This is a genomic window from Acidovorax sp. LjRoot74 (assembly GCF_964254355.1).
In the GTDB taxonomy this organism is placed as follows: domain Bacteria; phylum Pseudomonadota; class Gammaproteobacteria; order Burkholderiales; family Burkholderiaceae_C; genus Acidovorax.
Genome location: NZ_CAXUTI020000001.1, coordinates 72,691 through 96,693, shown reverse-complemented (window position 1 = coordinate 96,693; position 24,003 = coordinate 72,691). Strand labels below are relative to the sequence as shown.

Below are 24,003 nucleotides of genomic sequence, written 5' to 3'. Positions count from 1 at the left end.
GCCGAGTTTACGCGACCACCCTGCCCCAGCCGCTGAAAAGTCGGCACCGCAGCACGCGGGCCATCAGACCGGCTTCATCCAGACGATGCAGCGCTCCGCATCCAGGCCCGGCACAGTGAGCTGTTCCACGTGAAACACCGCCACATCCGCAGGCAGCGCGGCGATTTCATCCTCGGGGTGTTTGCCCTTCATGGCCAGCCACACGCCATGGGGCGCGGCCAGTGCGCTGCGCGACCAGGTGACAAAGTCCGGCAACGAGGCAAACGCGCGGCAGCTGATGAGGTCAAACGGTGTGGTCAGCGTCTCGACCCGCGCATGCACGCCGTGCAGGTTGCGCAGCTTGAGCGCCACCGCCGCCTGCTGGATGAAGGCCGCCTTCTTGCCCACGGTGTCCACGCAGCTCACATCCACCTCGGGGCAGCAGATGGCAAACACCACGCCGGGCAGGCCGCCGCCCGATCCGACATCCAGCAGCTTCACCGCCGCCACCCCGCCCTGCTGCAGGCCCGCCACATGCCTGCGCAGCGGCGCCACGGCGGCCAGGCTGTCCAGCAGGTGGTGCGTCATCATCTCCTGCGGGTCGCGCACGGCCGTCAGGTTGTAGACCTTGTTCCACTTCTGCAGCAGCGCCAGAAAATCCATCAATAGCCCGACCTGCACATCGCTCAAGCCCAGCGCCAGGGCATCGGCCCCAGCTTGCAGTTGCTGGCGCAGGCTGTCGTAGTGGGTATTCACCGCCATCGTCATGCCGCCACTTCGCCTTCTGCCTTGGCGGGCGCTGCCGGGGCCACGGCAAATTCCTTGAACCCGCCCTTCTTCAAATGCACCATCAGCAGCGAGATCGACGCGGGCGTGATGCCCGTGATGCGCGAGGCATGGCCCAGGGTCTCGGGCCGATGGCGGTTGAGCACCTGGCGTGCCTCGATGCTCAGGGCCGTGACCTGCATGTAGTCCAGGTCGGGCGGCAAGCGCAGCTTCTCGAAATGCGCGGCGCGCTCCACCTCGCCCTTCTGGCGGTCGATGTAGCCCGCGTACTTGGCGGCAATCTCCACCTGCTCCAGCACCGATGCGCTCAGGTCGCCCAGGGTTTCACGTGAAACATCGGCCGATGCGTACTTGCCGCCGTCCATGGACATCAGGTTGGCGTAGCTCGCATCCGGGCGGCGCAGCAGCTCGAACAGGTTGTACTCGTGCTCGATGCTCTTGCCCAGCACGCGCTCGGATTCCGCCGCGGGCAGGTTGCGCGGGTTCACCCAGGTGGCCTTCAGGCGTTCTGTTTCAAGTGAAACCGCATCGCGCTTGCGGCTGAAAGCATCCCAGCGCGCATCGTCCACCAGGCCCATCTGGCGCCCCACTTCGGTCAGGCGCATGTCCGCGTTGTCCTCCCGCAGCTGCAGGCGGAACTCGGCCCGGCTGGTAAACATGCGGTAGGGCTCGGTCACACCCTTGGTGATCAGGTCATCCACCAGCACGCCCAGGTAGGCCTCGTCCCGGCCGGGCAGCCAGGGCGCATCTCCCCGGCACTGCAGCGCAGCATTGATGCCCGCAAACAGGCCCTGCGCGGCCGCCTCTTCGTAGCCGGTGGTGCCGTTGATCTGCCCAGCAAAGAACAGGCCCTGGATCTGCCGCGTTTCGAAGCTGCTCTTGAGCGAGCGCGGGTCAAAGTAGTCGTATTCGATGGCGTAGCCGGGGCGCAGAATGTGTGCGTTTTCCAGCCCCGGCATGCTGCGCACCAGGTCGTACTGGATGTCGAACGGCAGGCTGGTGCTGATGCCGTTGGGGTAGTACTCGTGCGTGGTCAGGCCTTCGGGCTCCAGAAAGATCTGGTGGCTGTCTTTGTCGGCAAAGCGGTTGATCTTGTCTTCCACACTCGGGCAATAGCGCGGGCCCACGCCCTCGATCTTGCCGGTGAACATGGGGCTGCGGTCAAAGCCGCTGCGGATGATCTCGTGTGTGCGTTCGTTGGTGTGGGTGATCCAGCAGGGCACCTGCTGGGGGTGCATGGCGGCATTGCCCATGAAGCTGAACACGGGCACGGTGCCCTCGTTCACGCCGCCGGGCATGCCGTCGCCGGGCTGCTCGGTGCACTTCGAAAAGTCGATGCTGCGCCCATCGATGCGCGGGGGCGTGCCAGTCTTCAAGCGCCCCTGGGGCAGCTTCAGCTCCTTGAGGCGTGCCGACAGCGACACGGCGGGCGGGTCCCCTGCCCGGCCCGCAGCGTAGTTGTTCAGGCCCACATGGATCTTGCCGTCCAGGAAGGTGCCTGCGGTGAGCACCACCGTGCGCGAGCGGAAGCGGATGCCCACCTGCGTCACGGCGCCCACCACGCGGTCGCCCTCCACCATCAGGTCGTCCACTGCCTGCTGGAACAGCCACAGGTTGGGCTGGTTCTCCAGCATGCGGCGGATGGCGGCCTTGTACAGAATGCGGTCGGCCTGCGCCCGCGTGGCCCGCACCGCAGGGCCCTTGGAGCTGTTGAGGATGCGGAACTGGATGCCTCCCTCGTCCGTGGCCAGGGCCATGGCGCCGCCCAGCGCATCCACTTCCTTCACCAGGTGGCCCTTGCCGATGCCGCCGATGCTGGGGTTGCAGCTCATCTGCCCCAGCGTCTCGATGTTGTGGGTCAGCAGCAGCGTTTTGCTGCCCATGCGCGCAGCGGCCAGCGCGGCCTCGGTGCCTGCATGGCCACCGCCGACAACGATCACATCAAATTCCTGGGGGTACAACATGGGAAACACTCCGGGGCCTGGCGGCCCGACAATCAAAATATCCAGCGCGCGCAGGCACCCTCTGCCCGAAGTGCTGCACACCGGCCCTGCTGAGGGTGGGCGCACATGGCGCCCCAGCAGGCAACCCGCGATTTTCCCACTTTGCGAAGGCTGTGTCTGTGCCCCCTTCTCTCCCCCTGTTTCTGACGCAGTTGCTCGGCCCCCCACCAGAGGCCATCGGCACCTGGTGGGCCAGCGCCGAACGGCGCGTGTTCGAGCGCGGCCAGCCCCTGCTGCATGCAGGCGAACACTGGCGGCACCTGTGGTGGGTGGAGCGTGGCGCGCTGCGGCTGTACTACCTGGACCGCGACGGGGCGGAGTCCAACAAGAACTTTTTTCTGGACGGCGCGCTGTGCTGGCCCATCACCCCCACACTGCGCCAGCAGCCGGTGATGTTTCACGTGGAACCATTGGAAGACAGCGTGGTGTGGACCCTGCCCTTCCCCGCTGATGCAGATGCTCCACTCCCCAGTGTGGGCTGGGCCCCGTGGGCTGCGCTGGAGCACCGGGTGCTGTGCGCGTTGCTCGACGGCAAGATGCAGCGCGAGCAGAAGTTCCTGCAGCTCAGCGCCCGCCAGCGCTACGTCCACCTGCTGGAGCAGCACCCGGACTGGGCCGAGCGCATCGCACTCAAGCACCTGGCCTCGTACCTGGGCGTCACGGATGTCTCGTTGTCGCGCCTTCGCAGCGAGATGGGGCTTATCAAAGGATAAGGCGCGAGGCGCGGGCCTTCGGCAGAGTTCGGGCATCGTCCTCAGCAGTCCTGCCGCCCATGACCATCCATCCGCACGCCCACAACACACAGTCCCTGCTGCTCTCCCTCCTGACCCACACCCTCGCCGTGCTCTGGCTCGGCCTCATGGCAGGGTTCTTCGGCACCTACAGCGCCAACGTCAACCTGGCCATGCTGCAGATGGACGGGGCTACCTACGCCACCGTGCAGTCCGCCTTCAACCGCAACGTGCGGCACGCCCTGTTCTTTGGTCTGTTTTTTGGCCCACCGCTGTGGTGCGCGCTGGCCCTGGCCACGGCTTGGCGGGACCACCGCGCCCTGTGGTGGCGCCTGCTGGCCCTGGTCGGTGTGGCCTATCTGCTGGGCATCGTGTTCTTCACCCAGCAGGTCAACCTGCCCCTGAACCACACGACAGAAGCCTGGAACCCCCATGCCCTGCCCGCGGACTGGACCCAGGTGCGTGACCAGTGGAATGCGGCCAACCTGTGGCGGGCGTGGCTCAGCCTGGGGTGTTTTGGGGCGGCGCTGGGCAGTTTTGCGGCGCGCCAGGCTCCCCCAAGAGCCCCGTCCTAGGCACGCGCCTGGCGCCGTTGCAGCAGTCCCTCGGCGCACCCACGAGACAGGCCGCCAAGGAAAAACGATGTGATTTGAGGCTCAGCGGAACCTATCAAGAGGAACGCTCTCTGCCATGCGGGCATAGCCCAGATCATTCACATGCAGATTGTCTGCGTCACGGTATGCCGCCAAGATACGCGCCGGATCGGCCGGGTCACGCACAGCCGCGTCAAAATCAAAAACGCCCGCAACTTCAGTATTGGCGCGGATCCAGGTATTGATCGCCTGGCGCATATCCTCTCCAGCGTCGGAGAAATACACGTGCCCCTTGAAAGGCGTCAACGTGGCCAGATACACCTGAATCCCGGCGCCCTTGGCGACAGCAATCGCACCTGCCAAGCTGGCGATCACTTCCACCGCTGTTGCTTTCTCATTAGGCGTCCAGGCCTGCTGAAAACCAATATCGTTGATGCCCATCTGCACGATGGCGTGCGTCACCCCTGACACTCCCAGCACGTCTCGCCGAAAACGCTCCGCCCCCTTCAAGCCGAACCGATCGTGCAACCAGCGGTTGCCCCCCAGCCCCGCGTTGACCACCGACACCGCCCCGCCTCCACCACCAGCCTTGAGCAACCGGGCAGACAACAGGTCTGGGTACCGCTGATTCGCGCCCAGGGTAGAACCATTGCCATCTGTCAGCGAATCGCCAAAAGCAACCACCACGCGGGCAGGCCCCGTCCTGTACACATCGATCGCACTCATCCAGTGCCACGAAGTGAGCTGGTTGCCAGGGGTGGTCGGCATGGTCGCAGCGCTGCTCAGATCACCAGCACCCACGTACTGAATCGCATTCGCATAACGGTGCGCCGACGTGGAGTCCGCCGACTCCCGCACATACGCGCTCACCGCCAGGTTCGCTCCGTCTGGCACCCGGATCGACACCTTGTCGCTCCAGACCTCTCCACCCACCGGGATCGACACGGATTCCCGCCCCTGGAAGGTCACGGCCACGTCCGTCGCCAAATCCACGGCGCCTGCCCCGGTACTCAAGGCCACACGAACACGCGCCAGGGGCACAGGTGCCTTGCCATACAGATTGCCAAACTTGATACGAACCTGGTCGCCGCCCAGCGACAGGTGTGCAATCTGCCGCAACGTCTGCTCTGTGAAAGCCGTGCTGGCGGACGGCGGGATATCGAGAAACCGCACGTCCTCCTGCAGATCACTCAACACCCCCAACCAGGTTGCCACCGGCTTCGCCACTTCCGGCACGGCGGGGCTGCCTCCCGAGCCACCACCGCCACAACCGGCCAGCCCGCCCGCAGCCAAAGCACCAAGCGCCGACAGAACAAAACGCCGATTGGTACGCATCCAGGTTTTCACAGACTGCATTGCAAGTGCTCCTATCTTTCTTCATGGCCCATTGTTGATGCGCCCAAGTCTAGGGCGTGTTACCTGCCATTTCCCTCCAGGCCTTACATCGCGCAGGATTCCTGCCGCGCCCCTGTGATTCAATCGCAAGCACCATGCCCCACACCACCACCCCTTCCTCCCTCCTCGTCTTTGCTGGCAGCACACGCCAGCAGTCCTTCAACCGCAAACTGGCCCATGCCACCGCCGCCATCGCGCGCGAGGCGGGCGCCAGCGTCACGCTGATGGAGCTGTCCGACTTCGACATCCCGCTGTACAACGCCGACCTCGAAGCCCAGGGCACGCCCGCCGATGTGATCCGCCTGAAGGAAATCCTCTGGCAGCACCCCGCCTGGATCGTCTGCTCGCCCGAATACAACGGCAGCTACACCGCCCTGCTCAAGAACACGATCGACTGGGCCTCCAGCCCCGTCAAAGGCAACCCGGATTGGCAGGACGGCGGCAAGAGTTTTCGCGGCAAGGTCGTGGGCATGCTCAGCGCCTCGCCCGGCGCCCTGGGCGGCCTGCGCTCACAAAGCCACCTGGCGCCCCTGCTCATCAATGCCGAATGCTGGCTCGCACCCAAGGCGTTTGCGCTGGGTTCGGCGGGCAGCGCGTTTGACGACAGCGGCGCCCTCATCCAGCCAGCCCACCGCGACCGCGTGCGCGCCGTCGTGGACCAGGTGCTCTGGGCGTCGGCCCGTCTGCATGGCGATGCCGTTGCGGGCCAATAAGCGTTGAAACAGGGGCCAAAAAAAGCCCTTGCGCCTGTCCCACAAGCCCTGACAGCTATACAAATAAGAGCAAAACCAATGGATTGCCGCCCTGGCTGCGGCGCCTGCTGCACCGCCCCCTCCATCAGCTCCCCCATCCCGGGCATGCCGCACGGCAAACCGGCGGGGGTGCGCTGCATCCAGCTGGGGGATGACGCACGCTGCCTTATTTTTGGGCAGCCCGAGCGGCCCGCCGTGTGCGGGGGGCTGCAACCCTCAGCCGCCATGTGCGGCGAAGACCGCGACCACGCCATGCACTACCTGGCGCGGCTCGAAGACCTGACGCGGCCCTGATCCCGTCTGTCTGCCAATCATCCGTGTCGTTATTTCTTCGCCTTGCCGTGCCGCGCGTCTCCCAACCCTAAGATCGTCAACACGTTCTAGAGCCCCTCAACGCGCCGAATGCGGCGGCGCGCCAGCGGCTCCATCTCTCCCACCTCCGCCACTTACCCATCGCGCCCCGCCCAGCGCTGTGCACTGGCCGCATAAATGTCGCGCCGCACACGGTTCAGATTGCCCAGGGGCCGGAACGCCTGGGGCGCATGCCAGGGGTTGAAGGGCGTGGCATCCAGGGCCTGCGCCTGGGCGCTCGCAGTTGGCGTGCCCAGGTCCTGGCGCGGCACCGTGAGGGTGGCCACGCGCTCCCACGGCACATCGGCGTCAGACCAGCCCGTGCAGCCATCCTCAATGGGCGTGCGGGTCTCGTCCTGGTAGCGCTGGGCCGACAGGTGCCAGGCCAAGTCCTGCGATGCAAGCAGCCGCGCAAAATGCGCGGCCACAGACTCTCCCTCCGCGGGCACGTCCCCCACGGCCGCCGCCGGGTGCAGCTTCAGGCGCACCGGCCCGGCCTCGGACCACAACAGCGCCCCACGGGACCAGAACGCCTCCTCGGCCAGGCCCCGCCCCCCGCCCGTGGCGGCCGACAGATTGCGCAGCACGCGCAGCGTCTCGCCCGGCCCCAGGCGCAGCAGCATCTTCAGCGGCATCAGCGCCTTGGGCCCGGTCATCAGGGTGGCGATCTCGACAAACTGGCGCGCGTCGCGCGCATGAGAAACGGGGAAGTTGGTCAACAAGATTTCATGCGCCCCGCCCTGCGGCAGGTGCAGGCGCAGGGCCGCGCCCCGCATGTCGCGCTGCAGCCCACCGTGCGCCAGCCCGCTGGCAAACGACAGCCGCAGATCACAAGCCAGCACAGCCCCCGGCTGAAAGTGCGCCTGCGCCAGGCCGGGCGCGATTTGGGGGTTCACCTCCAGCCGCGCACCCACAATGCCCGCCAGCATCTGCGCATGCAGCGTGCGGCCGGGGCGGCTCTGCCCGCTGGCCTGCTGGTTGCGTATCTGCACGGCCCGCATTTGCTCGGCCAGCGTGCGAAACAGCGCGGCTTCCGCCTGCGGCGAGCCGCCCAGAAAAGATTCGCGCCAGGGTACGGGCGCCGCAGTGGGGGGATGGTGTGGCTGGGTCATGGGTGTGATTCTTGGGGTGTTTTTGTCGGCGCTTTTTGTGGAGGCCTCGGCTGGCCAACCGATCCAACGTCAACCGGCATGGTGGAAGCCAGCCCAGGCACCGTGGGGGCGGGCCCACCGCGCCAATGCAGCGGATCTGGCAGGTCCAGGGATCAGCCCATCGAATGCAAACCGACCTTGTTCCCCTCGGTGTCCACAAAATGGGCAAAGAAACCGAAATCGTTGCCGATCTCCGTCTTCGGCACCACCACGGCTCCGCCCGCTGGCACCACACGCGCCAGCATCGGCGCCAGGTCATCACCGCCATTGAGGTACACCATCGTCCCCGTCTGCGACGGCGCGCCGCCCTCGTCCTGAACAATGGCGCCGCCCACGGCAGTGGGGTCGGTGGACAACATGCCCATCATGGTCGGGCCCATGGCCATGGGCGCAATGCTGATGCCCAGCACCGTCTCGTAGAAGGCCTTGGCGCGCGCAAAGTCGGTCACGGGGATCTCGAACCAGTTCAGGGTGTGGGGCATGGGGGGCTCCTAGGTTAGAAAACAAAGATCAATACGGACGTTGCAATTGGCAAGCCGTTTCGGGCCACTATTGCGGGCATGGCGTTGATCGACCTTGCCTCATATTTCACGAATGTCTACGAGAGACCCACCAGACTGCAAAAGGCAAGGCCAGGAAGGTTGCGATAAAAGCGAACGGCGCCCACATAAATGGCTCATCACGCATACCCAAATACCTGTTCAGGCTTGCCGGTCCAAGGATGATCATCCCTACAGCAAAGCACATCGACACCAAAAACAAGACAGCGACAGCCCCAATGGTGCGTCGCACCGTTCGCCCCGGATTCCTCTTGTGAAGCAAAAACAGGAAGCCTGTGGCTAACAGCAGTGGGGGCAGCAACAGCCAAGCCAACACCAATACAAACTCCCACCCAGTCATTGCGCTATCCCTTGTTTTGAAGGTCGCTGGCCACAGAAAGAAACCCATCATCGCTTCGGACCTAGCCAAGTCAAGACCACTCCATCTAGCTCACGGCCTCGGCAACGCCCGATCCTCCCGGCACGCCTTCAGCGGCTTGGCCGTGGCCGACGCGATGCGCAGCACCCGCTGTTCGCGGCGGTCTACCACCACCTTCATGCAGGCACAGCCGTGGCCGTAGTGGCCGTTGGTCTTTTTCCATTGCGCGTCGGTGAACACGGGCCAGTCGCCCTCGGCCTCGGGCCCCGCCTGGGTGCTGATCACCCACTCGCCGTCGCGGTCGGTCAGGGTGGCGTTGCCGGGGGTGGGGTTGTGGAACCAGCCGCAGCGGTTTTCCGGCGGGGCAGCGCGGCTGGTCGATGGCACGGAGGGCTGTGCGGTGTTTTGGGCGATGGCAGCTAGGGCGAAGCCCAGCAGCGTGGCGCCCAGCGCCAGGCGGGGGGCGTGGCGCTGCAGCGGGGTGGGAGCAAGTGACATGGTAGTCCTCTTTGGATTGAAAGAAAAAGGGCTCTTCGGCGCGTCCATCATGCCCTGACAGCTATCAAAACAGAAGTGATTGATGCCTTGGTGTCACACAGCCGCCGCCCCGCGCGTCTATGCCCAGGCCCCGCCCGATCCGGTGCTTTGGGCGCACACTCTACCTCCACGCTTCGCTGCCATGACGCTTTCTGCCCCCACCTCCGCCGACCCCTTCACCACCCTGCGCCCGCGCCTGTTCGGCATTGCCTACCGCATGCTGGGCGTGCGCGCCGATGCAGAGGATGTGCTGCAGGACGCCTGGCTGCGCTGGAGCCGCCAGGACCCTGCCACCCTGCAATCGGCCGAGGCCTGGCTGGTGACGGTGGTCACGCGCCTGTCCATCGACCGGCTGCGTGCGCTCAAGGCCGAGCGCGAGGCCTATGTGGGCTGGTGGCTGCCCGAGCCGCTGGTGCAGCTGCAGGACCCCACCACCGGCGATGCGCAACACCACCACACGCCCGAAGCAGCTGCCGAGCTGGCGGGGGAGCTGTCGGTGGCCTTTTTGTATGTGCTGGAGCGGCTGGGGCCGGAGGAGCGCGCGGCCTTTTTACTGCGCCAGGTGTTCGACTACGACTACCCCGAGATCGCCGCACAGCTGGGCAAGACCGAGGCCGCGTGCCGCCAGATGGTGCACCGCGCGAGCGAGCGCGTGCAGCAGGCGCGCACGCGCTTTGAGGTGCCACGCACCGTGCACCACCAGCTGCTGCAACGCTTCATGGTGGCGGCTCATAGCGGCGACCGCAACGCCATCGAAGCCTTGCTGAGCGAAGACGCGCAGCTCATCGGCGACGGCGGCGGCAAGGTGCCGTCCTTCCCCAAGCCGCTGGTGGGGCCGTTCCGCATCGCCAACCTGTACTGGGCGCTGTTCCGCCGCCTGGGTGCTCAGGTGGCCTACCGCATGGCGCTCATCAACGGCGAGCCGGGGCTGCTGCGCTATGTGAACGGGCGCATCGAGTCCGCCCAGGCGCTGGTGACGGATGGCGAGCGGATCGTGGCGATCTATGCGGTGCGCAACCCAGACAAGCTGGTGGGGGTGCCAGCGGTGCTGGACGAACGCTGAGGCCAAAGAAGCGACGGTTTTTTGCGGGCCCACCTGTCACAAGCGCGCACCGCGCAACGTCTTGAAGGGTATGGAAGGCGGCAGCAGCCCGTTCGCTGCGGCATCTTCCAGAGCAGTTTGTTTTCTTTCCAACCCTTCAGGAGTTTTCCATGTCCCAGCACACCGCCCGCCTCCCCTACCACCAGCTCTCGTCCAAGGCCTTCATGGGCCTGGTGAACCTGTCCGAAACCGTGAAGAAGGGCCCGCTGGGCCTGCGCCTGGCCGAGCTGGTGTTCTTGCGTGTCTCGCAGATCAACGGCTGCGCCTATTGCATGGACATGCACTGGCATGTGCTGGTCAAGGACGGCATGGAGCCGCGCCACCTGAACGCGGTGGCGGGCTGGCGCGAGGCGCCATTTTTCAGCGACCGCGAACGCGCCGCGCTGCGCTGGGCCGAGATCATCACCGCCACGCCCCACAGCGATGCGAGCGACGAAGAGTTCGCCCGGCTGAAGGCCGTATTCAGCGATGCGGAAATCTCCGACCTGGGCTTTGCGATTGCGATCATCAACGGCTGGAACCTGATCAATGCGGGCATGCGTGCACCGATTCCCGCAACGCCCGCTGTGTGATTTCAAGAAAAACAAGCCGTTACCGCGCGACTGCATTGCCTCGCTAGCTATTATTTTTATAGCTATAGAAACCCAGGCCTCACCCCGCCTGTGTAGCCTGGCTGACAGTCACCCGCGCGCTGGCGGCCTACAGTGGTGCCTCTCAAAACCCACAACAGCGGAGACACCACCCCATGCTAACCATCCCCTCGCTGCAAGCCAGCGTCAGCCCCGAAGAATGGCAGCTGCGCTGCGACCTGGCCGCCTGCTACCGCCTGGTGGCGCTGTACGGCTGGAGCGACCTGGTCTTCACCCACATCAGCGCCAAGCTGCCCGAGTCGGTCTCGGGCCCCGACCACCAGTTCCTCATCAACCCCTATGGCCTGATGTTCGAGGAGATCACGGCATCGAGCCTGATCAAGGTGGACATGCAGTGCAACAAGCTGCACGAATCGCCCTTCCCCGTGAACCCGGCGGGCTTCGTGATCCACAGCGCCGTGCACGAGGCCCGGCCCGAGGCGGGCTGCGTGCTGCACACCCACACGCGCGCCGGGGTGGCCGTGAGCGCGCAACAGGGCGGCGTGCTGCCCATCAGCCAGCAAAGCACCTTCGTGCTGGGCTCGCTGGCGTACCACGAGTACGAAGGCGTGGCCTTCCGCGACGAGGAAAAGCCGCGCCTGCAGGCCGACCTGGGCGAGGCCAACTTCCTCATGCTGCGCAACCACGGGCTGCTGACCGTGGGCAAGACGATTGCCGACGCGTTCCTGTCGATGTACACCTTCGAGAACACCTGCCGCATCCAGATCGATGCGCAGGCGGGTGGCGAACTGACGCAGGTGAACCCGCAAATCGTGAGCGGCGTGGCCCAGGCCATGCGTGTGCAGACCGGCGGCCTGGGCGGCGCCTTTGCCTGGCCTGCGCTGCTGCGCAAGGTAGAGCGCGAGGCGCCTGGTTACGACAGCTGAGGCGACGCATCCCCGCTGCGCCATACAGCGGGCGCCGGGGTTGCTCCCCGGCGCCTGCAAGAATCCGGCGCAGCGCATAGCATCGGCGGTTTCCGACCGTTGTTTTCAAGGATCGACCCATGAAGCTGTACTACTCCCCCGGCGCCTGCTCCCTGTCCCCCCACATCGCCCTGCACGAAGCAGGACTGGCCTACACCCCTGTGCTGGCCAGCACCAAAAGCCACAAGCTGCAGGACGGCACCGACTACTACACCATCAATGCGCTGGGCTACGTGCCGCTGCTGGAGCTGGACAGTGGCGAGCGCCTGCGCGAAGGCCCGGCCATCGTGCAATACATCGCCGACCAGGTGCCCGACAAGCAGCTCGCCCCCGCCAACGGCACCCTGGCGCGCTACCGCCTGCAAGAGTGGCTGACCTTCATCGGCACCGAGCTGCACAAGGGCTTCAGCCCCCTGTTCAACCCCGCTACCCCCGAGGAGTACAAGCCGATGGTGCGCGAGCGCCTGCTGCAGCGCCTGCAGTGGGTGGACAGCCAGCTTGCGGGCAAGCAGTACCTGATGGGCGACCAGTTCACCGTGGCCGACGGCTACCTGTTCACCGTGACCAACTGGACGCAGCCTACCAAGCTCGACATCTCCGGCCTGGCGAACCTCGCGGCCCACCGCGAACGCGTGGGCGCCCGCCCCGCCGTGCAAGCCGCGATGAAGGCCGAAGGACTGCTGAAGTAAGGCCGGGGCTACAAGGGGCGCTGCCGCCACGCCACCAGCGCCCCCACCCACAGCGCGCAGGCCGAGAACACCAGCCCGCGCGCGAGGCCCCCGGGCCCATCGGCAATCCAGCCCACCACCGTGGGCCCCACGATCTGCCCGGCCGCAAACACGATGGTGAACGCGCTGATGCCGCTGGCCCAGAGCGCCTGCGGCAGGTTGTGCCGCACCAGCGCCGTGGTCGATGCCACCACCGACAGGAACACCCCGCCAAACAGCAGCCCCGAGGCCAGCACCACCGGCCAGGCGCCCGTGAGCGCGGGCAGCACCGTGGCCACCCCCAGCAGCGCATTCAGCCGCGCCAGCGCCTCGCCGCCCCGGCTGCGGTCCAGCAGCCCGGCCCAGATGCGCGACGACAGCACCACGGCCAGCCCCAGCAGCGCATAGAAGCCCGTGACCGCCCCCCCGCTGGCGCCCTGCTCGCGCAGCAGTGCCACCACAAAGGTCATGTAGCCGATGTAACCCACGCCAAACAGCCCGTAGCCCAGCAGCGCCGGGGCCAGCGCCCGCCAGCGCAGCTTGGCGGGGGGCGGTGTGATGTTGAACGCCGTGGGGCTGGCCGGTGGCGGCGCCAGCACCTGCAGCGCCTGGGCGGGCCACCACAACACCGCCGTGGCCGCCACGCAGGCCAGCGCCAGCGCCCACCAGGCCCACGCCCAGGGGTGCGGCACGGCCCCCGCTGCCGCCAGCACGCCCGGCACCAGCAGCGCCGACAGGCTGATGCCCCAGCCCGTGCCCCCGTAGTACAGCCCCAGCAGCAGGCCGCTGCGCCCGGGTTCGTGCGCGCCCAGCCGCGCGGCCAGCAGCCCCCCGGCGATGAACACCAGTGCACTGGCCACACCCGCCAACAGGCGCTGCAGCAGCAGCCACGGCGCGGCGGTGAAAAAGCCGCTGAGCCCCATGAACACCGACGCCAGCACCGCCCCCACCAGCAGCACCCGGCCCGGAGCCACCCGCCGCAGCAGCAGCGGCGTGGCCAGCGCGCCCAGCAGGTAGCCCAGCGCATTGGCCGTGTTCATGCCCCCGGCCAGGGTGTAGGACCAGCCCAGGTCCTCGCGCATCGGTGGCAGCAGCAAGGCATAGGAGAACCGCGTGATGCCCAGCGAGATCGCCGCCCCCATGGACAGCGCTATGGCCAGCCACAGGGCGGAAAGGGGTGGCGTGGAAGTTGCAGAAACGTCAACAGGGGCGGGGCGTGTGGGCATGGCGTTTTGATTCTGCCGCACCCTGGCAGATCGCGCCCGGGCCTGCGCCCTGTGACGCTCTGAGGGACGCCCGCGCGAGCCCGAAGAGAGAGAAGAACCGTTCGGGGTGAGCCTGTCGAAGCCCTGCGCAGCGCTTCGACAGGCTCAGCGTGAACGGATGGTGTAGATATTTTTGAATGCACACCGGTACCAAGACACCCAAGCCACCCACGACGCCCGCGCGGTTAGCACAAAAACAGAAGCCTTGTTGACGCATGTGCGCTGCAAGTTTTGCGCTGCAGCATTACGCTTGCGCCCGTTCCTTCGATGGTCTGCAACCTTTTTCCGAAAGCCTCGACCCATGCCTTTTCTCTCCGACCCCATCCAAGCCGGTGACCTGCAACTGGCCAACCGCGTTGCCATGGCACCGCTCACGCGCAACCGCTCGCCCAATGCCATTCCCACCGACCTGGTCGCCACCTACTACACCCAGCGCGCCAGCGCGGGCCTGATCATTTCGGAGGCCACCGCCATCAGCCAGCAGGGCCAGGGCTATGCCGACGTGCCCGGCCTGTATGCGCCCGAGCAGATCGCAGGCTGGAAGAAGGTCACATCTTCCGTGCACGCCGCAGGCGGCAAGATCGTGGTGCAGCTGTGGCATGTGGGCCGCGTCTCGCACACCGACCTGCAGCCCGGCAACGCCGCACCCGTGGCGCCCTCGGCCGTGCAGGCCAACACCAAGACCGTGCTCATCAAGGACGGCGTGCCCACCTTCACACCCACCTCCATGCCCCGCGCGCTGGAGCTGGCCGAGATCCCCGGCATCGTGGCCGACTACCGCCGCGCAGCCCGCGCCGCCATCGAGGCCGGTTTTGACGGCGTCGAGATCCACGCCGCCAACGGCTACCTCATCGACCAGTTCCTCAAGACCGGCGCCAACCAGCGCACCGACGCCTACGGCGGCAGCATCGAAAACCGCGCCCGTCTGCTGCTGGAAGTGACCCGCGCCATCACCGAAGAAATCGGCGGCGGCCGCACCGGTATCCGCCTCTCGCCCGTCACGCCCGCCAACGACATCGTCGATGCCGATCCGCAGCCCTTGTTCGACTACGTGGTGCGCCAGCTCGGGCCCCTGGGCCTGTCCTACCTCCACCTCATCGAAGGCGCCACTGGTGGCCCACGCGAGGTGGAAGGCCGCCCCTTCGACTACGCCGCGCTCAAGGCCGCCTACCGCGCAGCGGGTGGCCAGGGCGCCTGGATGGTCAACAACGCCTACACCCGCGAACTGGCCGACACCGCCCTGACCCAGGGTGCCGACATCGTGGCCTTTGGCCGCCCCTTCATCGCCAACCCCGATCTGGTGGCGCGCCTGCACGCCAACGCACCGCTCAACGAGGTGAACCGCGCCACGCTGTATGGCGGTGGCGCCGAGGGGTACACGGACTACCCGGCGCTCAGCGCCTGAAATGAAACACCCCCTGAGTCGCTTCGCGCCTTCCCCCTCTCTCTCGCATTGCTGCGCAATGCGGGGAGGGGGATGCCCCCGGTGCACGCAAGCGAAGCGCCGCATCCACGGCTTGGCGGCCCTTGCACGGGGACGCTGGCCTTGGCCGCGCCAGTTTCATCCGCTGCGGGTGGCGCGCAGCGCTATGGATAACTGAGATTACCGTTCGGGCTGAGCTGGTCGAAGCCCCGCACAGCGCTTCGACCAGCTCAGCGTGAACGGTTTGGTTGTGGAGGTGATGTGCGCGAACAACTCATCCCAACCCGATGGGACTGGGCGCCCGCATCACGATGCGCGTGAACAAGCGGTCGTACGCCGCGTCGCGCGGCTTGCCGGGGGCCAGCGGGTTGGTGTTGCTGGCAAAGGCCGCGTCGATGGCCGTCCAGTCGCCGGGCTGCAGGCATTCCTGGGCCGCAGGCAACACCACGGACTCTTCCAGGCGCATGTGGTCCAGGTAGAAGCGGATGTAGGTCTGCAACGCTTGGGCAAACACCTCGCGCCGCGCATCGCCCATCAGCTCCCAGCCCAGCAGCAGGTGCTGCAGCTCGCGCACGGCGGCCTCGCCGCCTGCGTGGTCGCGCTCCAGCTGGGCGATGGCCTCGGCGGCCTGGGGCGAGCGTTCGGCCACCCGGGGGAACAGCCACTGCGATTCCTTGGGGTGGTGCTGCCGCTCGGGAAACTCGTCGATGTAGAACAGCATCGCCCGCATCACATCAAAAAACGCAGCGGGCTCGTCACCGGGGCCCTGGTCGAGCATCAGGCGCAGGGAGTGGAGCACGGCCGAAAGCGACGCATGCTCTTCGCGAATGGTTCGCAGGCTGATCGATGGCATGGCGCACGCTCCAGCAGAATGAACAACAGGGCCAAGGGTGCCACGGCTGCGCGCGGCCTCTCATGACACAAGTCAACAAACCGGGTGCTGGGCAGGGCGGCGTACCGTCCGCACCGCAGCGCCGCCCACCAAAAACAAAGGCCCCGCAAGCCACGCCTGCAGGGCCTTGAGCGCACAGGGCGCCAGGGGGACGGACGGGCTCAGCGCGTCAGCTAGGTACTCAAAGCTGGTTGCGCAGCGAAACGATGGCTGCACCCACCGCACTGGAGGCCTGCGAGAACCGCGTGTTGCCTGCCAGTGCATCCTCGGCTTCAGCGTAAGCGCCCCGGTTGATGGTCCTGGCGATTCCGCCCGCCACCTCATGGAATTCACGGTGCCGGTCCACCAGTGACTGGAAGGCCGGCAGTGCGCCATAGGAGCCCTGCCCCTTGCCATGCAGCCAGCGGCCCAGTTCGCAGCAATCATCGCGGCCAATGGTGTCCGCATCCAGATGCTCACGCTGCTGGGCGGCATTGCGCAGCTTGGCGCGCCACTGCGCGTGGGCCTTGATGGCCGACTCCAGATCAATGCCCTGGTTGGACGGGGCCGCCAGCGCCCTGGCCGTAGGCGCAGGGGCAGGTGCCAGCGCCATGGAGTGCCCACCCGCAAAATGCCCCACTGCTGCAGCGTGCCCGCTGTCGGCCAGGCGGAACTGCTGCACCACCTGCGACAGGCGCGCGGCCTGCTCACGCAGCGAATCTGCGGCGGCGGCAGACTCCTCCACCAGCGCGGCGTTCTGCTGCGTCATGCGGTCGATCTCGCCCACCGAGCTGTTCACCTGGCCGATGCCGGCCGACTGCTCGGACGCCGCCGCCGTGATCTCGCCAATGATGTCGCCCACGCGCTGCACGCTGCTCACGATGTCCTTCATGGCCGTGCCCGCTTCTTCCACATGGCGCACGCCGCCGTCCACGGCCGTCACGCTGCTCTGGATCAGGCCCTTGATGTCGCTGGCCGCTGCGGCACTGCGCTGCGCCAGGCTGCGCACCTCACTCGCCACCACGGCAAAGCCCCGGCCCTGCTCGCCTGCGCGGGCGGCTTCCACGGCAGCGTTCAGCGCCAGGATGTTGGTCTGGAAGGCAATGGAGTCGATCAGGCCGATGATGTCGCCGATCTTGCGGCTCGATGTCGAGATCTCGTGCATGCTGGCCACAGCCTGCTGCACCACGCCACCGCCGTGGGTAGCCATCTGCGAGGCCGAGGCCGCGAGCTGGTTGGCCATCTGCGAGGACGATGCTGTCTGCTGCACGGTGGAGGTGAGCTGTGACAGCGAGGACACGGCCTCCTGTGCGTTGCTGGCTGTCTGCTCGGTGCGCTGCGACAGGTCCTGGTTGCCCGTGGCGATCTCCTGGCTGGCCGTGGCGATGTTGCCGCTGGCATCGCGCACCTGCGCCACCAGAGCGCCCAGGCCCTGCTGCATCTCGCGCAGCGCGCGCTGCAGGTCGGCCACTTCATCCTTGCCTTCGGCCGCGATGTGCTGCGACAGGTCACCGCCCGCAATGGCCTGCGCCATCTTGCGCGCATCTTCCAGGGGCTTGCAGATGGAGTTCATGTTCATCAGCGTGGTGGGCACCACCACCACCACCGTGATCAGCACGGCCAGCACAAACAGCCACTTGGTCTGGTTGGACACCTCGCCCTGCTGTGCCACGGATTGCGTGACCTCGTTGCGCAGCACGGTGTCCAGCTCGGCCATGAGCTTGTCGGCCAGGTCGAATTCGGCCACGGCCTTGCCGCTCATGCGGTTGGCGATGGTGGCGGTGTCGTAGCCGCTGGCTTCGAGTTGGCGCGCCACATGGGCAAACAGGTCCTTGTAGCTGTCGAGCTTGGTGATGATGTTGCGCACCACGACGTTGTCGGCATCCTCGCCCCCTTCCAGGAACTTGCTCGCGATCTTCTTGGCTTTGTCATGGCTGGCCAGCCACTTGGTGTGGGCGGCCTTCACGGCCTCGGGCTTTTCGTAGCCGATGATCATGTCCTTCTCGAACTGGCGGATGGCGCCCATCTCGCCGCGCAGCTCGGCCATGTTGCTCACCTTGGCGAACGAGTGGTCCATGAAGTTCTGGCTCATGTCGTGGATGCGGAACATGCCCAGCATGCCCGCCCCCCCCAGCAGCCCCAGCAGCCCCAGAACCACGCCGATGGCGCCCAGCATGCGCAAGCGTATGGTGAACTGCCGCATGAGCGAGAAGAGATTCATGATCTGTCGTCCTTCATATTGGTATGTCAATGCGGTCGCCGCACCTCCCCCGAGGCCACGGATTCGCAACAAATCGTTGCAGTTTGCCAGACATCGATAACTGTGCTGTACGTATTTATCACATGCGCCAGCGCTTGAGTAAGAGGGCATTCGCCATGACGCTGACCGAGCTGAGCGCCATGGCCGCCCCCGCCACCACCGGGTTCAGGTAACCCAGCGCCGCCAGCGGAATGCCCGCCACGTTGTATGCAAACGCCCAGAACAGGTTCTGGCGGATCTTCATCACCGTGCGGTGCGAAATGTCCAGCGCCGCCGCCACCAGCATCGGGTCGCCGCGCATCAGCGTGATGCCCGCTGCATGCATGGCCACATCGGTGCCATTGCCCATCGCCATCCCCACATCCGCGGCGGCGAGTGCTGGGGCATCGTTAACGCCGTCGCCCACCATCGCAACATGATGGCGCTTGCCATCGGCGCCTTGTTGCAACGCGACCACCTTGGCCGCCTTGTCGCCCGGCAGCACCTCGGCCATCACCTCGCCCGCAGCCGGGTCCAGCCCCAGGCGGCGGGCCATGGCCTCGGCCGCGCCCCGGTTGTCTCCGGACACCATCACCGTGCGGATGCCGCGCGCCTTGAGCGCCGCCAGTGCCTCGCGCGCACCCGGCTTGGGCTCGTCGCCAAAGGCCATCACCGCGCGCAATGCCAATCCCTCGGTCACCCGCTGGGCCACGGCGGACACCGTGGCGCCTTCGCGTTGCAACGCCTCCGCGCGGTCTGACAACGGGCCCAGGCCCACCCCCAGCTCCTGCATCCAGCGCAGGCTACCCACCAGGGTGCTCTGGCCGTCCACCTCGCCCTCGGTGCCGCGCCCGGGCACAGCGCGCACGTCCTGCGCGGTGGCCACGTTAATCTGCCGCTCGCCCGCAGCCGCCACCACCGCGCGCGCCAGCGGGTGCTCGCTGCCGCTTTGCACTGCGGCCACGGCCGCCATCACCGCCGCATCGTCCAGACCCGGCACCACCTCAAACGCCGTGAGCCGGGGCTGGCCCACGGTCAGCGTGCCGGTCTTGTCAAAAGCCACCGTGTCCACCTTGTGCGCCAGCTCCAGCGCCTGCGCGTCCTTGATCAGGATGCCATGTTTGGCCGCCACCCCCGTGCCCGCCATGATGGCCGCCGGCGTGGCCAGACCCAGCGCGCAGGGGCAGGCAATCACCATCACCGCCACGGCGTGGATCAGCGCCGCCTCGGCCCCTGCGCCCAACCACAACCAGCCCAGCAGGGTGAGCAGGGCCACCCCCAGCACCACGGGCACAAAGATGGCCGACACCTCATCCACCAGCCGCTGGATGGGCGCCTTGGCCGCCTGGGCGTCTTCCACCAGCCGGATGATCTGGGCCAGCACCGTCTCGGCGCCCACAGCCGTTACCGCCATCACGATGCGGCCATCGCCGTTGATCGAGCCGCCCGTCAGCGCCGCGCCCACATCGCGCGCCACTGGCAGGGGCTCGCCGGTCAGCATGGATTCATCCACCTGCGTGTGCCCCTCGTGCACCGTGCCGTCCACGGGGATGCGCTCGCCGGGCCGCACCACCAGCTGGTCGCCCACCAGCACTTCCGACACCGGCACATCCACCTCACCCTGCTTGGTGAGCAAATGCACCACATCCGGCCGCAGCGCATGCAGCGCGCGGATGGCCGCCGTGGTCTGGCGCTTGGCGCGCGCCTCCAGCCACTTGCCCAGCAGCACCAGCGTGACCACCACGGCCGACGCCTCGAAGTACAGGTGCGGCACATGCCCCGGGTGGTCCGTAGGGGCCGTCAACCACAGCCACATCGACAAGCCCCAGCCCGCGCTGGTGCCCAATGCCACCAGCAAATCCATGTTGCCGCTCAGCGCCTTGGCCGCATGCCAGCCCGCCTTGTAAAAGCGCGCCCCCAGGATGAACTGCACCGGCGTGGCCAGCACAAACTGCACCCAGGCGGGCAGCATCCAGTGCTGGCCAAACAGGTCGCCGATCATCGGCAGCACCAGCGGCGCCGACAGCAGCAGGCCAATGCCCACGGGCAGGAACCCCGCCCAGGGCGACAGGTCTTCCACCGCCTCGTCCTGCCCCGCCGCACGCGGCTCGTAGCCCGCATTGCGCACGGCGCGGCGCAGCACCGCCTCCATCGCGGCAGCGTCGGCGCCGACCTGCGTGACAAAGGCAATGCGCGCAGACTCGGTCGCCAGGTTGACCGAGGCCTCCTGCACGCCCGGCACCTTGCGCAGCGCGCGCTCCACACGGCCCACGCAGCTTGCGCAGGTCATGCCAGAAATGCCCAGGTCCAGCGAGTGCACAGACCCGGGCGCGATGGTGGGGGGGGTGGTGATGGTGTTCATGGCCGGGATGCTGATCCTTGACGTGATGGCAAGGTCAAGCATTGATTTTGATCAACCCTCACACCATGAGTGCCTTCAGGCCCGGTTGACTCTGCCACGATGTCAAGCTTCAACATTCGCTTCGGTCACTCCAACGGCCATTTCTTCAACTCTACAAGGACACCCCATGGCAACCACCACCACAACTTTCCAAGTGCAGGGCATGACCTGCGGCCACTGCGAACGCGCCGTCACCCAGGCCGTGCAGCAGGTAGACCCCGGCGCGCAGGTGCGCATCGACCGCACCAGCGGCAAGGTGGACGTGGACAGCAACGCCCCCCGCGAGGCCCTGGCCGCCGCCATTGCCGAAGAAGGCTACACCGTCGCAGCCTGATACGGGTATGTATTCAAAAATCTCAACCCGTTCACGCGGAGCCCGTCGAAGCGCCGCGCGAGGCTTCGACAAGCTCAGCCCGAACGGTTGCGATGGATGAACGCGAATACGCACTACTGCCCCTCCCCCCAAAGGGCCCACCATGACCACGCCAACGCCCCAGCACGCACGCACTACCCCGGCCCCCACGCCTGGCAAACCAGCCGCGCCCCGCGCCATCTCCTGGCCCGTGCCCATCGGCGTCGCCGCCCGGCGCGCAGGCATCTCGGCGCGCATGGTGCGGCACTACGAATCGCTGGGCCTCATCAGCGGCGTGGCGCGCACCGACAGCGGCTACCGCCAGTACACCGAGGCCGACGTGCACGCCCTGCACTTCATCCGCCGCAGCCGCGACCTGGGCTTTTCGATGGAAGAAATCGCCGAACTGCTGGGCCTGTGGCACGACCGCAGCCGCGCCAGCAGCCAGGTCAAGCGCATCGCGCAGCAACACATCGACGACCTGAGCGAACGCATCGCCCAGATGCAAGCCATGCAGCGCAGCCTGCAAACGCTGGTGTCCTGCTGCAAAGGCAACGACCGGCCCGACTGCCCCATCCTCGACGACCTGGCAGCGGGTAACAGCGAACCCCGCAGCGCAGCACCGCGCAAGACGCTATCAAACAAATAGCTAACAAGGCATACCCATCGCGCGGCAGGGGCCAAAAAACCTTCAAACCCCTGCCCACCACGCGGCCCACACCTCTGCGGCAAGCCCCCCCATGGCAGACTCTCGGGGTTTCCCACAGCCTGCTACTGCCTGCCCCATGCTCACCGGTGACCTGCGCAACAAAGTCGATCAAGTCTGGAACGCCTTCTGGTCCGGCGGCATCGCCAAGCCACCCACCGCCGCGCCCTGGCTGCACTGGATGCGCCGTTTGCCTCGCTGCAGCAGCGGGCGTTTGCGGGGCAGTTGTAAAGTCTGCCCCACCAATCTCTTCACAACACCACACCTATGCTGAAATACCTGCATTTGAACCACGTCGGGCTGGCCCCGGATGTCCAGGTGGAATGGGCAGACCGTTTGAACCTCATCGCAGGCGATAACGGGCTGGGCAAGAGCTTTTTGCTGGACTTGGCTTGGTGGGCTCTCACCCGCACCTGGGCGGGAGCGGTGGCCCTGCCCACAGGCACCAAAAAGGCCACGATCACCTACGGGGTGCAGGGCAAGACCTCCAGGGTCACCGAAGTGCAGTCAGTGTTTCACCGCCCCGACGCCAGTTGGACTCTGCCCGCCGCCCGGCCCGTGATGCCGGGCATCGTGGTCTACATCCGCATCGATGGGGGCTTCTCGGTGTGGGACCCAGCGCGCAACTACTGGCGTACCGACCCCAACCGCCCTGCGGCGTATCACTTCAAGGCCGACGAAGTGTGGAACGGGTTGGAAGTGAACGGCCAACGGGTGTGCGAAGGGCTGGAGCGCGATTGGGTGAACTGGCAGGAAGGCCGCAAGCCACAGTTCACCGCCCTGGCCAAGGTGCTGGAGGTCATGTCGCCCCTGCAAGAGCCCCTGAGGGCGGGGCCACCGCAACGCGTGTTCATCGGCGAGGGGCGTGACCGCCCCACCCTGCTTGTGGGCAACCAGACCGTACCTGTTGCTCTGGCATCGGCGGGAGTGCGGCGCATTTTGGCGCTGGTGTACTTTTTGGTGTGGGCCTGGCACGAGCATGCCGTGGCGGCCAAGCTGCTGGGCAAGAAGCCGGAGGATCGTTTCGTCATTCTGTTTGACGAGCCCGAAACCCACCTGCACCCCCGCTGGCAGCGCACGGTGTTGCCCAGCCTGTTCAAGGCGGTGGATGAACTGCGTGGCCAGGCCAGCACTCTGCCCCAGGTGTTGGTGGCTACGCATTCGCCCCTGGTGGCGGCTTCGGTCGAGCCAATCTTTGAAGAGTCACAAGATGATTTGGTGCATCTTTCACTGCAAAACGGCGCTGTCGCCATTGAGCAAGGCGGCTGGGCGGTGCAAGGGGACGTGACGAACTGGCTGGTGTCAGAAACCTTTGGCCTGGAGCAGGCGCGCTCGAAAGAGGCCGAAGAGGCCATTGAAGCGGCAGAGGCCTTCATGCGCGGTGAAGGCCATTTGCCCAAAGGGCTTGGCACCAAAGCCGCCATTCATGCACGCTTGCAAAAGCTGCTGCCTGCGGGCGATGTGTTCTGGCCGCGCTGGATTGTGAACACGCAGCTGAACACCCAGACCGCAGCACGCAAGCGGGCCCAGAGCACCAAAGCACCCAAGACTACCCGCAGCAAAAAGACGCCCAAGGCCAAGCCATGATTCCGGTCGCCAAAGTCAAGAAGCCCAAACGGTTTGATGCCGAGGTGCAGACGCCCGGCAACCAATGGCTCAAAGCCAGTCCCCATGCCAAGCGCCCCAAAGCCCTTTGGCTACCGTACACAAAGGACCTCAGTGATGGCTTTGCAGGCCTGTGCGGCTACGCGGCAATGCACGACCCGACCGGCGGCACGGTAGACCACTACTTAAGCTACAAAAACCACCCCGACAAAGCCTACGCGTGGGATAACTACCGGTTTGCCTCCGGCACGCTCAACTCCTCCAAGCGCACACTGGACGACACCGTGCTCGACCCTTATGAGGTGGGCGCTGGCTGGTTCGAGATCGAGTTGCCATCCCTGCAAATGCGTGTGACCAACGCTGTACCGGCCAGCCACCGCGCCAAAGCGGAGTTCACGCTGAAAAAGCTAAAGCTGCGCGATGGCGAGCGCGTCATTCGCTGGCGGCAGTCGTGGTATCAGTTGTATTTGGCTGGCGAGCTGAATCTGGAGGGCTTGCGAAAAATGGCACCGCTGATTGCGCAAGCCGTTGAGAAAGCTGGCGGGTAGCTGATGTCTCCCTCATTCATGAGGAAGACATCG

24 protein-coding genes and 2 pseudogenes are annotated in these 24,003 nt (G+C 66.3%); 14 read left to right on the top strand and 12 right to left on the bottom strand.

Annotated features, from left to right (window positions below; translation table 11 throughout):
- Window positions 1-63: 63 nt before the first annotated feature.
- Both rsmG and mnmG read right to left on the bottom strand, forming a co-directional pair.
- A complete protein-coding gene (rsmG, locus tag ACSQ3O_RS00445; RefSeq protein WP_436137460.1) occupies window positions 64-747 on the bottom strand; it encodes a 16S rRNA (guanine(527)-N(7))-methyltransferase RsmG in 684 nt (227 codons plus the stop codon).
- Entirely contained in the window at window positions 744-2,729 is a 1,986-nt protein-coding gene (mnmG, locus tag ACSQ3O_RS00440) for a tRNA uridine-5-carboxymethylaminomethyl(34) synthesis enzyme MnmG (protein ID WP_436137459.1), read from the bottom strand. The genes rsmG and mnmG overlap by 4 nt, the downstream gene beginning before the upstream one ends.
- Window positions 2,730-2,887: 158 nt before the next feature.
- Here mnmG and ACSQ3O_RS00435 point away from each other — a divergent pair, with 158 nt between their 5' ends.
- Together ACSQ3O_RS00435 and ACSQ3O_RS00430 are read left to right on the top strand one after the other, a co-directional pair.
- On the top strand, window positions 2,888-3,481 hold the full coding sequence (locus ACSQ3O_RS00435) for a Crp/Fnr family transcriptional regulator (protein ID WP_436137458.1): 594 nt from the start codon (window positions 2,888-2,890) through the stop codon (window positions 3,479-3,481).
- A 59-nt stretch (window positions 3,482-3,540) separates the two neighbouring features.
- Entirely contained in the window at window positions 3,541-4,074 is a 534-nt protein-coding gene (locus ACSQ3O_RS00430) for an anthrone oxygenase family protein (RefSeq protein ID WP_436137457.1), read from the top strand.
- An 81-nt stretch (window positions 4,075-4,155) separates the two neighbouring features.
- Here ACSQ3O_RS00430 and ACSQ3O_RS00425 read toward each other — a convergent pair whose 3' ends face one another.
- Window positions 4,156-5,448, bottom strand: coding sequence for an SGNH/GDSL hydrolase family protein (locus ACSQ3O_RS00425; protein ID WP_436137456.1), 1,293 nt, complete (start codon window positions 5,446-5,448; stop codon window positions 4,156-4,158).
- Between the two features lie 134 nt (window positions 5,449-5,582).
- Here ACSQ3O_RS00425 and ACSQ3O_RS00420 point away from each other — a divergent pair, with 134 nt between their 5' ends.
- Both ACSQ3O_RS00420 and ACSQ3O_RS00415 read left to right on the top strand, forming a co-directional pair.
- Entirely contained in the window at window positions 5,583-6,200 is a 618-nt protein-coding gene (locus ACSQ3O_RS00420; protein ID WP_298451283.1) for an NADPH-dependent FMN reductase, read from the top strand.
- 78 nt (window positions 6,201-6,278) lie between these two features.
- Window positions 6,279-6,533, top strand: a complete 255-nt coding sequence (locus ACSQ3O_RS00415) for a YkgJ family cysteine cluster protein (RefSeq protein WP_436137455.1) — start codon at window positions 6,279-6,281, stop codon at window positions 6,531-6,533.
- Window positions 6,534-6,685: 152 nt separating this feature from the next.
- On the opposite strand, the gene ACSQ3O_RS00410 is transcribed toward ACSQ3O_RS00415, so the two are convergent.
- From ACSQ3O_RS00410 to ACSQ3O_RS00395, 4 genes are all read right to left on the bottom strand, one after another.
- Window positions 6,686-7,702, bottom strand: coding sequence for a hypothetical protein (locus ACSQ3O_RS00410; protein ID WP_436137454.1), 1,017 nt, complete (start codon window positions 7,700-7,702; stop codon window positions 6,686-6,688).
- Between the two features lie 152 nt (window positions 7,703-7,854).
- Window positions 7,855-8,223, bottom strand: a complete 369-nt coding sequence (locus tag ACSQ3O_RS00405) for a VOC family protein (protein WP_436137453.1) — start codon at window positions 8,221-8,223, stop codon at window positions 7,855-7,857.
- 106 nt (window positions 8,224-8,329) lie between these two features.
- The gene (locus ACSQ3O_RS00400; protein WP_436137452.1) at window positions 8,330-8,641 is read right to left on the bottom strand and encodes a hypothetical protein; all 312 of its coding nucleotides are present in this window, start codon (window positions 8,639-8,641) and stop codon (window positions 8,330-8,332) included.
- 90 nt (window positions 8,642-8,731) lie between these two features.
- On the bottom strand, window positions 8,732-9,157 hold the full coding sequence (locus tag ACSQ3O_RS00395) for a DUF4087 domain-containing protein (RefSeq protein ID WP_436137451.1): 426 nt from the start codon (window positions 9,155-9,157) through the stop codon (window positions 8,732-8,734).
- A 181-nt stretch (window positions 9,158-9,338) separates the two neighbouring features.
- On the opposite strand from ACSQ3O_RS00395, the gene ACSQ3O_RS00390 reads away from it, so the two are divergent.
- The 4 genes from ACSQ3O_RS00390 to gstA all read left to right on the top strand — a co-directional run bounded on the left by ACSQ3O_RS00390 (window position 9,339) and on the right by gstA (window position 12,542).
- Window positions 9,339-10,259 carry an RNA polymerase sigma-70 factor gene (locus tag ACSQ3O_RS00390; protein ID WP_436137450.1) on the top strand — a complete coding sequence of 307 codons (921 nt, stop codon included), beginning with the start codon at window positions 9,339-9,341 and terminating at the stop codon, window positions 10,257-10,259.
- Window positions 10,260-10,408: 149 nt separating this feature from the next.
- A complete protein-coding gene (locus ACSQ3O_RS00385) occupies window positions 10,409-10,870 on the top strand; it encodes a carboxymuconolactone decarboxylase family protein (protein ID WP_298451259.1) in 462 nt (153 codons plus the stop codon).
- A 173-nt stretch (window positions 10,871-11,043) separates the two neighbouring features.
- Entirely contained in the window at window positions 11,044-11,814 is a 771-nt protein-coding gene (locus ACSQ3O_RS00380) for a class II aldolase/adducin family protein (RefSeq protein WP_436137449.1), read from the top strand.
- 119 nt (window positions 11,815-11,933) lie between these two features.
- Entirely contained in the window at window positions 11,934-12,542 is a 609-nt protein-coding gene (gstA, locus tag ACSQ3O_RS00375) for a glutathione transferase GstA (RefSeq protein WP_436137448.1), read from the top strand.
- A gap of 8 nt (window positions 12,543-12,550) precedes the next feature.
- Here gstA and ACSQ3O_RS00370 read toward each other — a convergent pair whose 3' ends face one another.
- On the bottom strand, window positions 12,551-13,786 hold the full coding sequence (locus ACSQ3O_RS00370; RefSeq protein WP_436137447.1) for a YbfB/YjiJ family MFS transporter: 1,236 nt from the start codon (window positions 13,784-13,786) through the stop codon (window positions 12,551-12,553).
- A 340-nt stretch (window positions 13,787-14,126) separates the two neighbouring features.
- Here ACSQ3O_RS00370 and ACSQ3O_RS00365 point away from each other — a divergent pair, with 340 nt between their 5' ends.
- Window positions 14,127-15,230: an alkene reductase gene (locus tag ACSQ3O_RS00365; protein ID WP_436137446.1), complete on the top strand. Its 1,104-nt coding sequence runs from the start codon at window positions 14,127-14,129 to the stop codon at window positions 15,228-15,230.
- Between the two features lie 292 nt (window positions 15,231-15,522).
- On the opposite strand, the gene ACSQ3O_RS00360 is transcribed toward ACSQ3O_RS00365, so the two are convergent.
- The 4 genes and pseudogenes from ACSQ3O_RS00360 to ACSQ3O_RS00345 form a co-directional block, all read right to left on the bottom strand.
- Window positions 15,523-16,101, bottom strand: coding sequence for a hemerythrin domain-containing protein (locus ACSQ3O_RS00360; protein WP_137747397.1), 579 nt, complete (start codon window positions 16,099-16,101; stop codon window positions 15,523-15,525).
- A gap of 220 nt (window positions 16,102-16,321) precedes the next feature.
- Window positions 16,322-16,630: pseudogene (locus ACSQ3O_RS00355) on the bottom strand (CZB domain-containing protein); the annotation flags it as partial.
- Window positions 16,631-16,699: 69 nt separating this feature from the next.
- Window positions 16,700-18,340, bottom strand: a pseudogene (locus ACSQ3O_RS00350) (methyl-accepting chemotaxis protein); the annotation flags it as partial.
- A gap of 118 nt (window positions 18,341-18,458) precedes the next feature.
- The gene (locus ACSQ3O_RS00345; RefSeq protein ID WP_436137445.1) at window positions 18,459-20,720 is read right to left on the bottom strand and encodes a heavy metal translocating P-type ATPase; all 2,262 of its coding nucleotides are present in this window, start codon (window positions 20,718-20,720) and stop codon (window positions 18,459-18,461) included.
- A gap of 166 nt (window positions 20,721-20,886) precedes the next feature.
- On the opposite strand from ACSQ3O_RS00345, the gene ACSQ3O_RS00340 reads away from it, so the two are divergent.
- The 5 genes from ACSQ3O_RS00340 to ACSQ3O_RS00320 all read left to right on the top strand — a co-directional run bounded on the left by ACSQ3O_RS00340 (window position 20,887) and on the right by ACSQ3O_RS00320 (window position 23,970).
- Window positions 20,887-21,093 carry a heavy-metal-associated domain-containing protein gene (locus tag ACSQ3O_RS00340; protein WP_436137444.1) on the top strand — a complete coding sequence of 69 codons (207 nt, stop codon included), beginning with the start codon at window positions 20,887-20,889 and terminating at the stop codon, window positions 21,091-21,093.
- Window positions 21,094-21,235: 142 nt separating this feature from the next.
- The gene (gene cueR / locus ACSQ3O_RS00335; RefSeq protein ID WP_436137443.1) at window positions 21,236-21,760 is read left to right on the top strand and encodes a Cu(I)-responsive transcriptional regulator; all 525 of its coding nucleotides are present in this window, start codon (window positions 21,236-21,238) and stop codon (window positions 21,758-21,760) included.
- 136 nt (window positions 21,761-21,896) lie between these two features.
- On the top strand, window positions 21,897-22,091 hold the full coding sequence (locus ACSQ3O_RS00330) for a hypothetical protein (protein ID WP_436137442.1): 195 nt from the start codon (window positions 21,897-21,899) through the stop codon (window positions 22,089-22,091).
- Window positions 22,085-23,404, top strand: coding sequence for an AAA family ATPase (locus tag ACSQ3O_RS00325; RefSeq protein WP_436137441.1), 1,320 nt, complete (start codon window positions 22,085-22,087; stop codon window positions 23,402-23,404). The genes ACSQ3O_RS00330 and ACSQ3O_RS00325 overlap by 7 nt, the downstream gene beginning before the upstream one ends.
- Window positions 23,401-23,970: a hypothetical protein gene (locus ACSQ3O_RS00320; protein WP_436137440.1), complete on the top strand. Its 570-nt coding sequence runs from the start codon at window positions 23,401-23,403 to the stop codon at window positions 23,968-23,970. The genes ACSQ3O_RS00325 and ACSQ3O_RS00320 overlap by 4 nt, the downstream gene beginning before the upstream one ends.
- Window positions 23,971-24,003 lie beyond the last annotated feature (33 nt).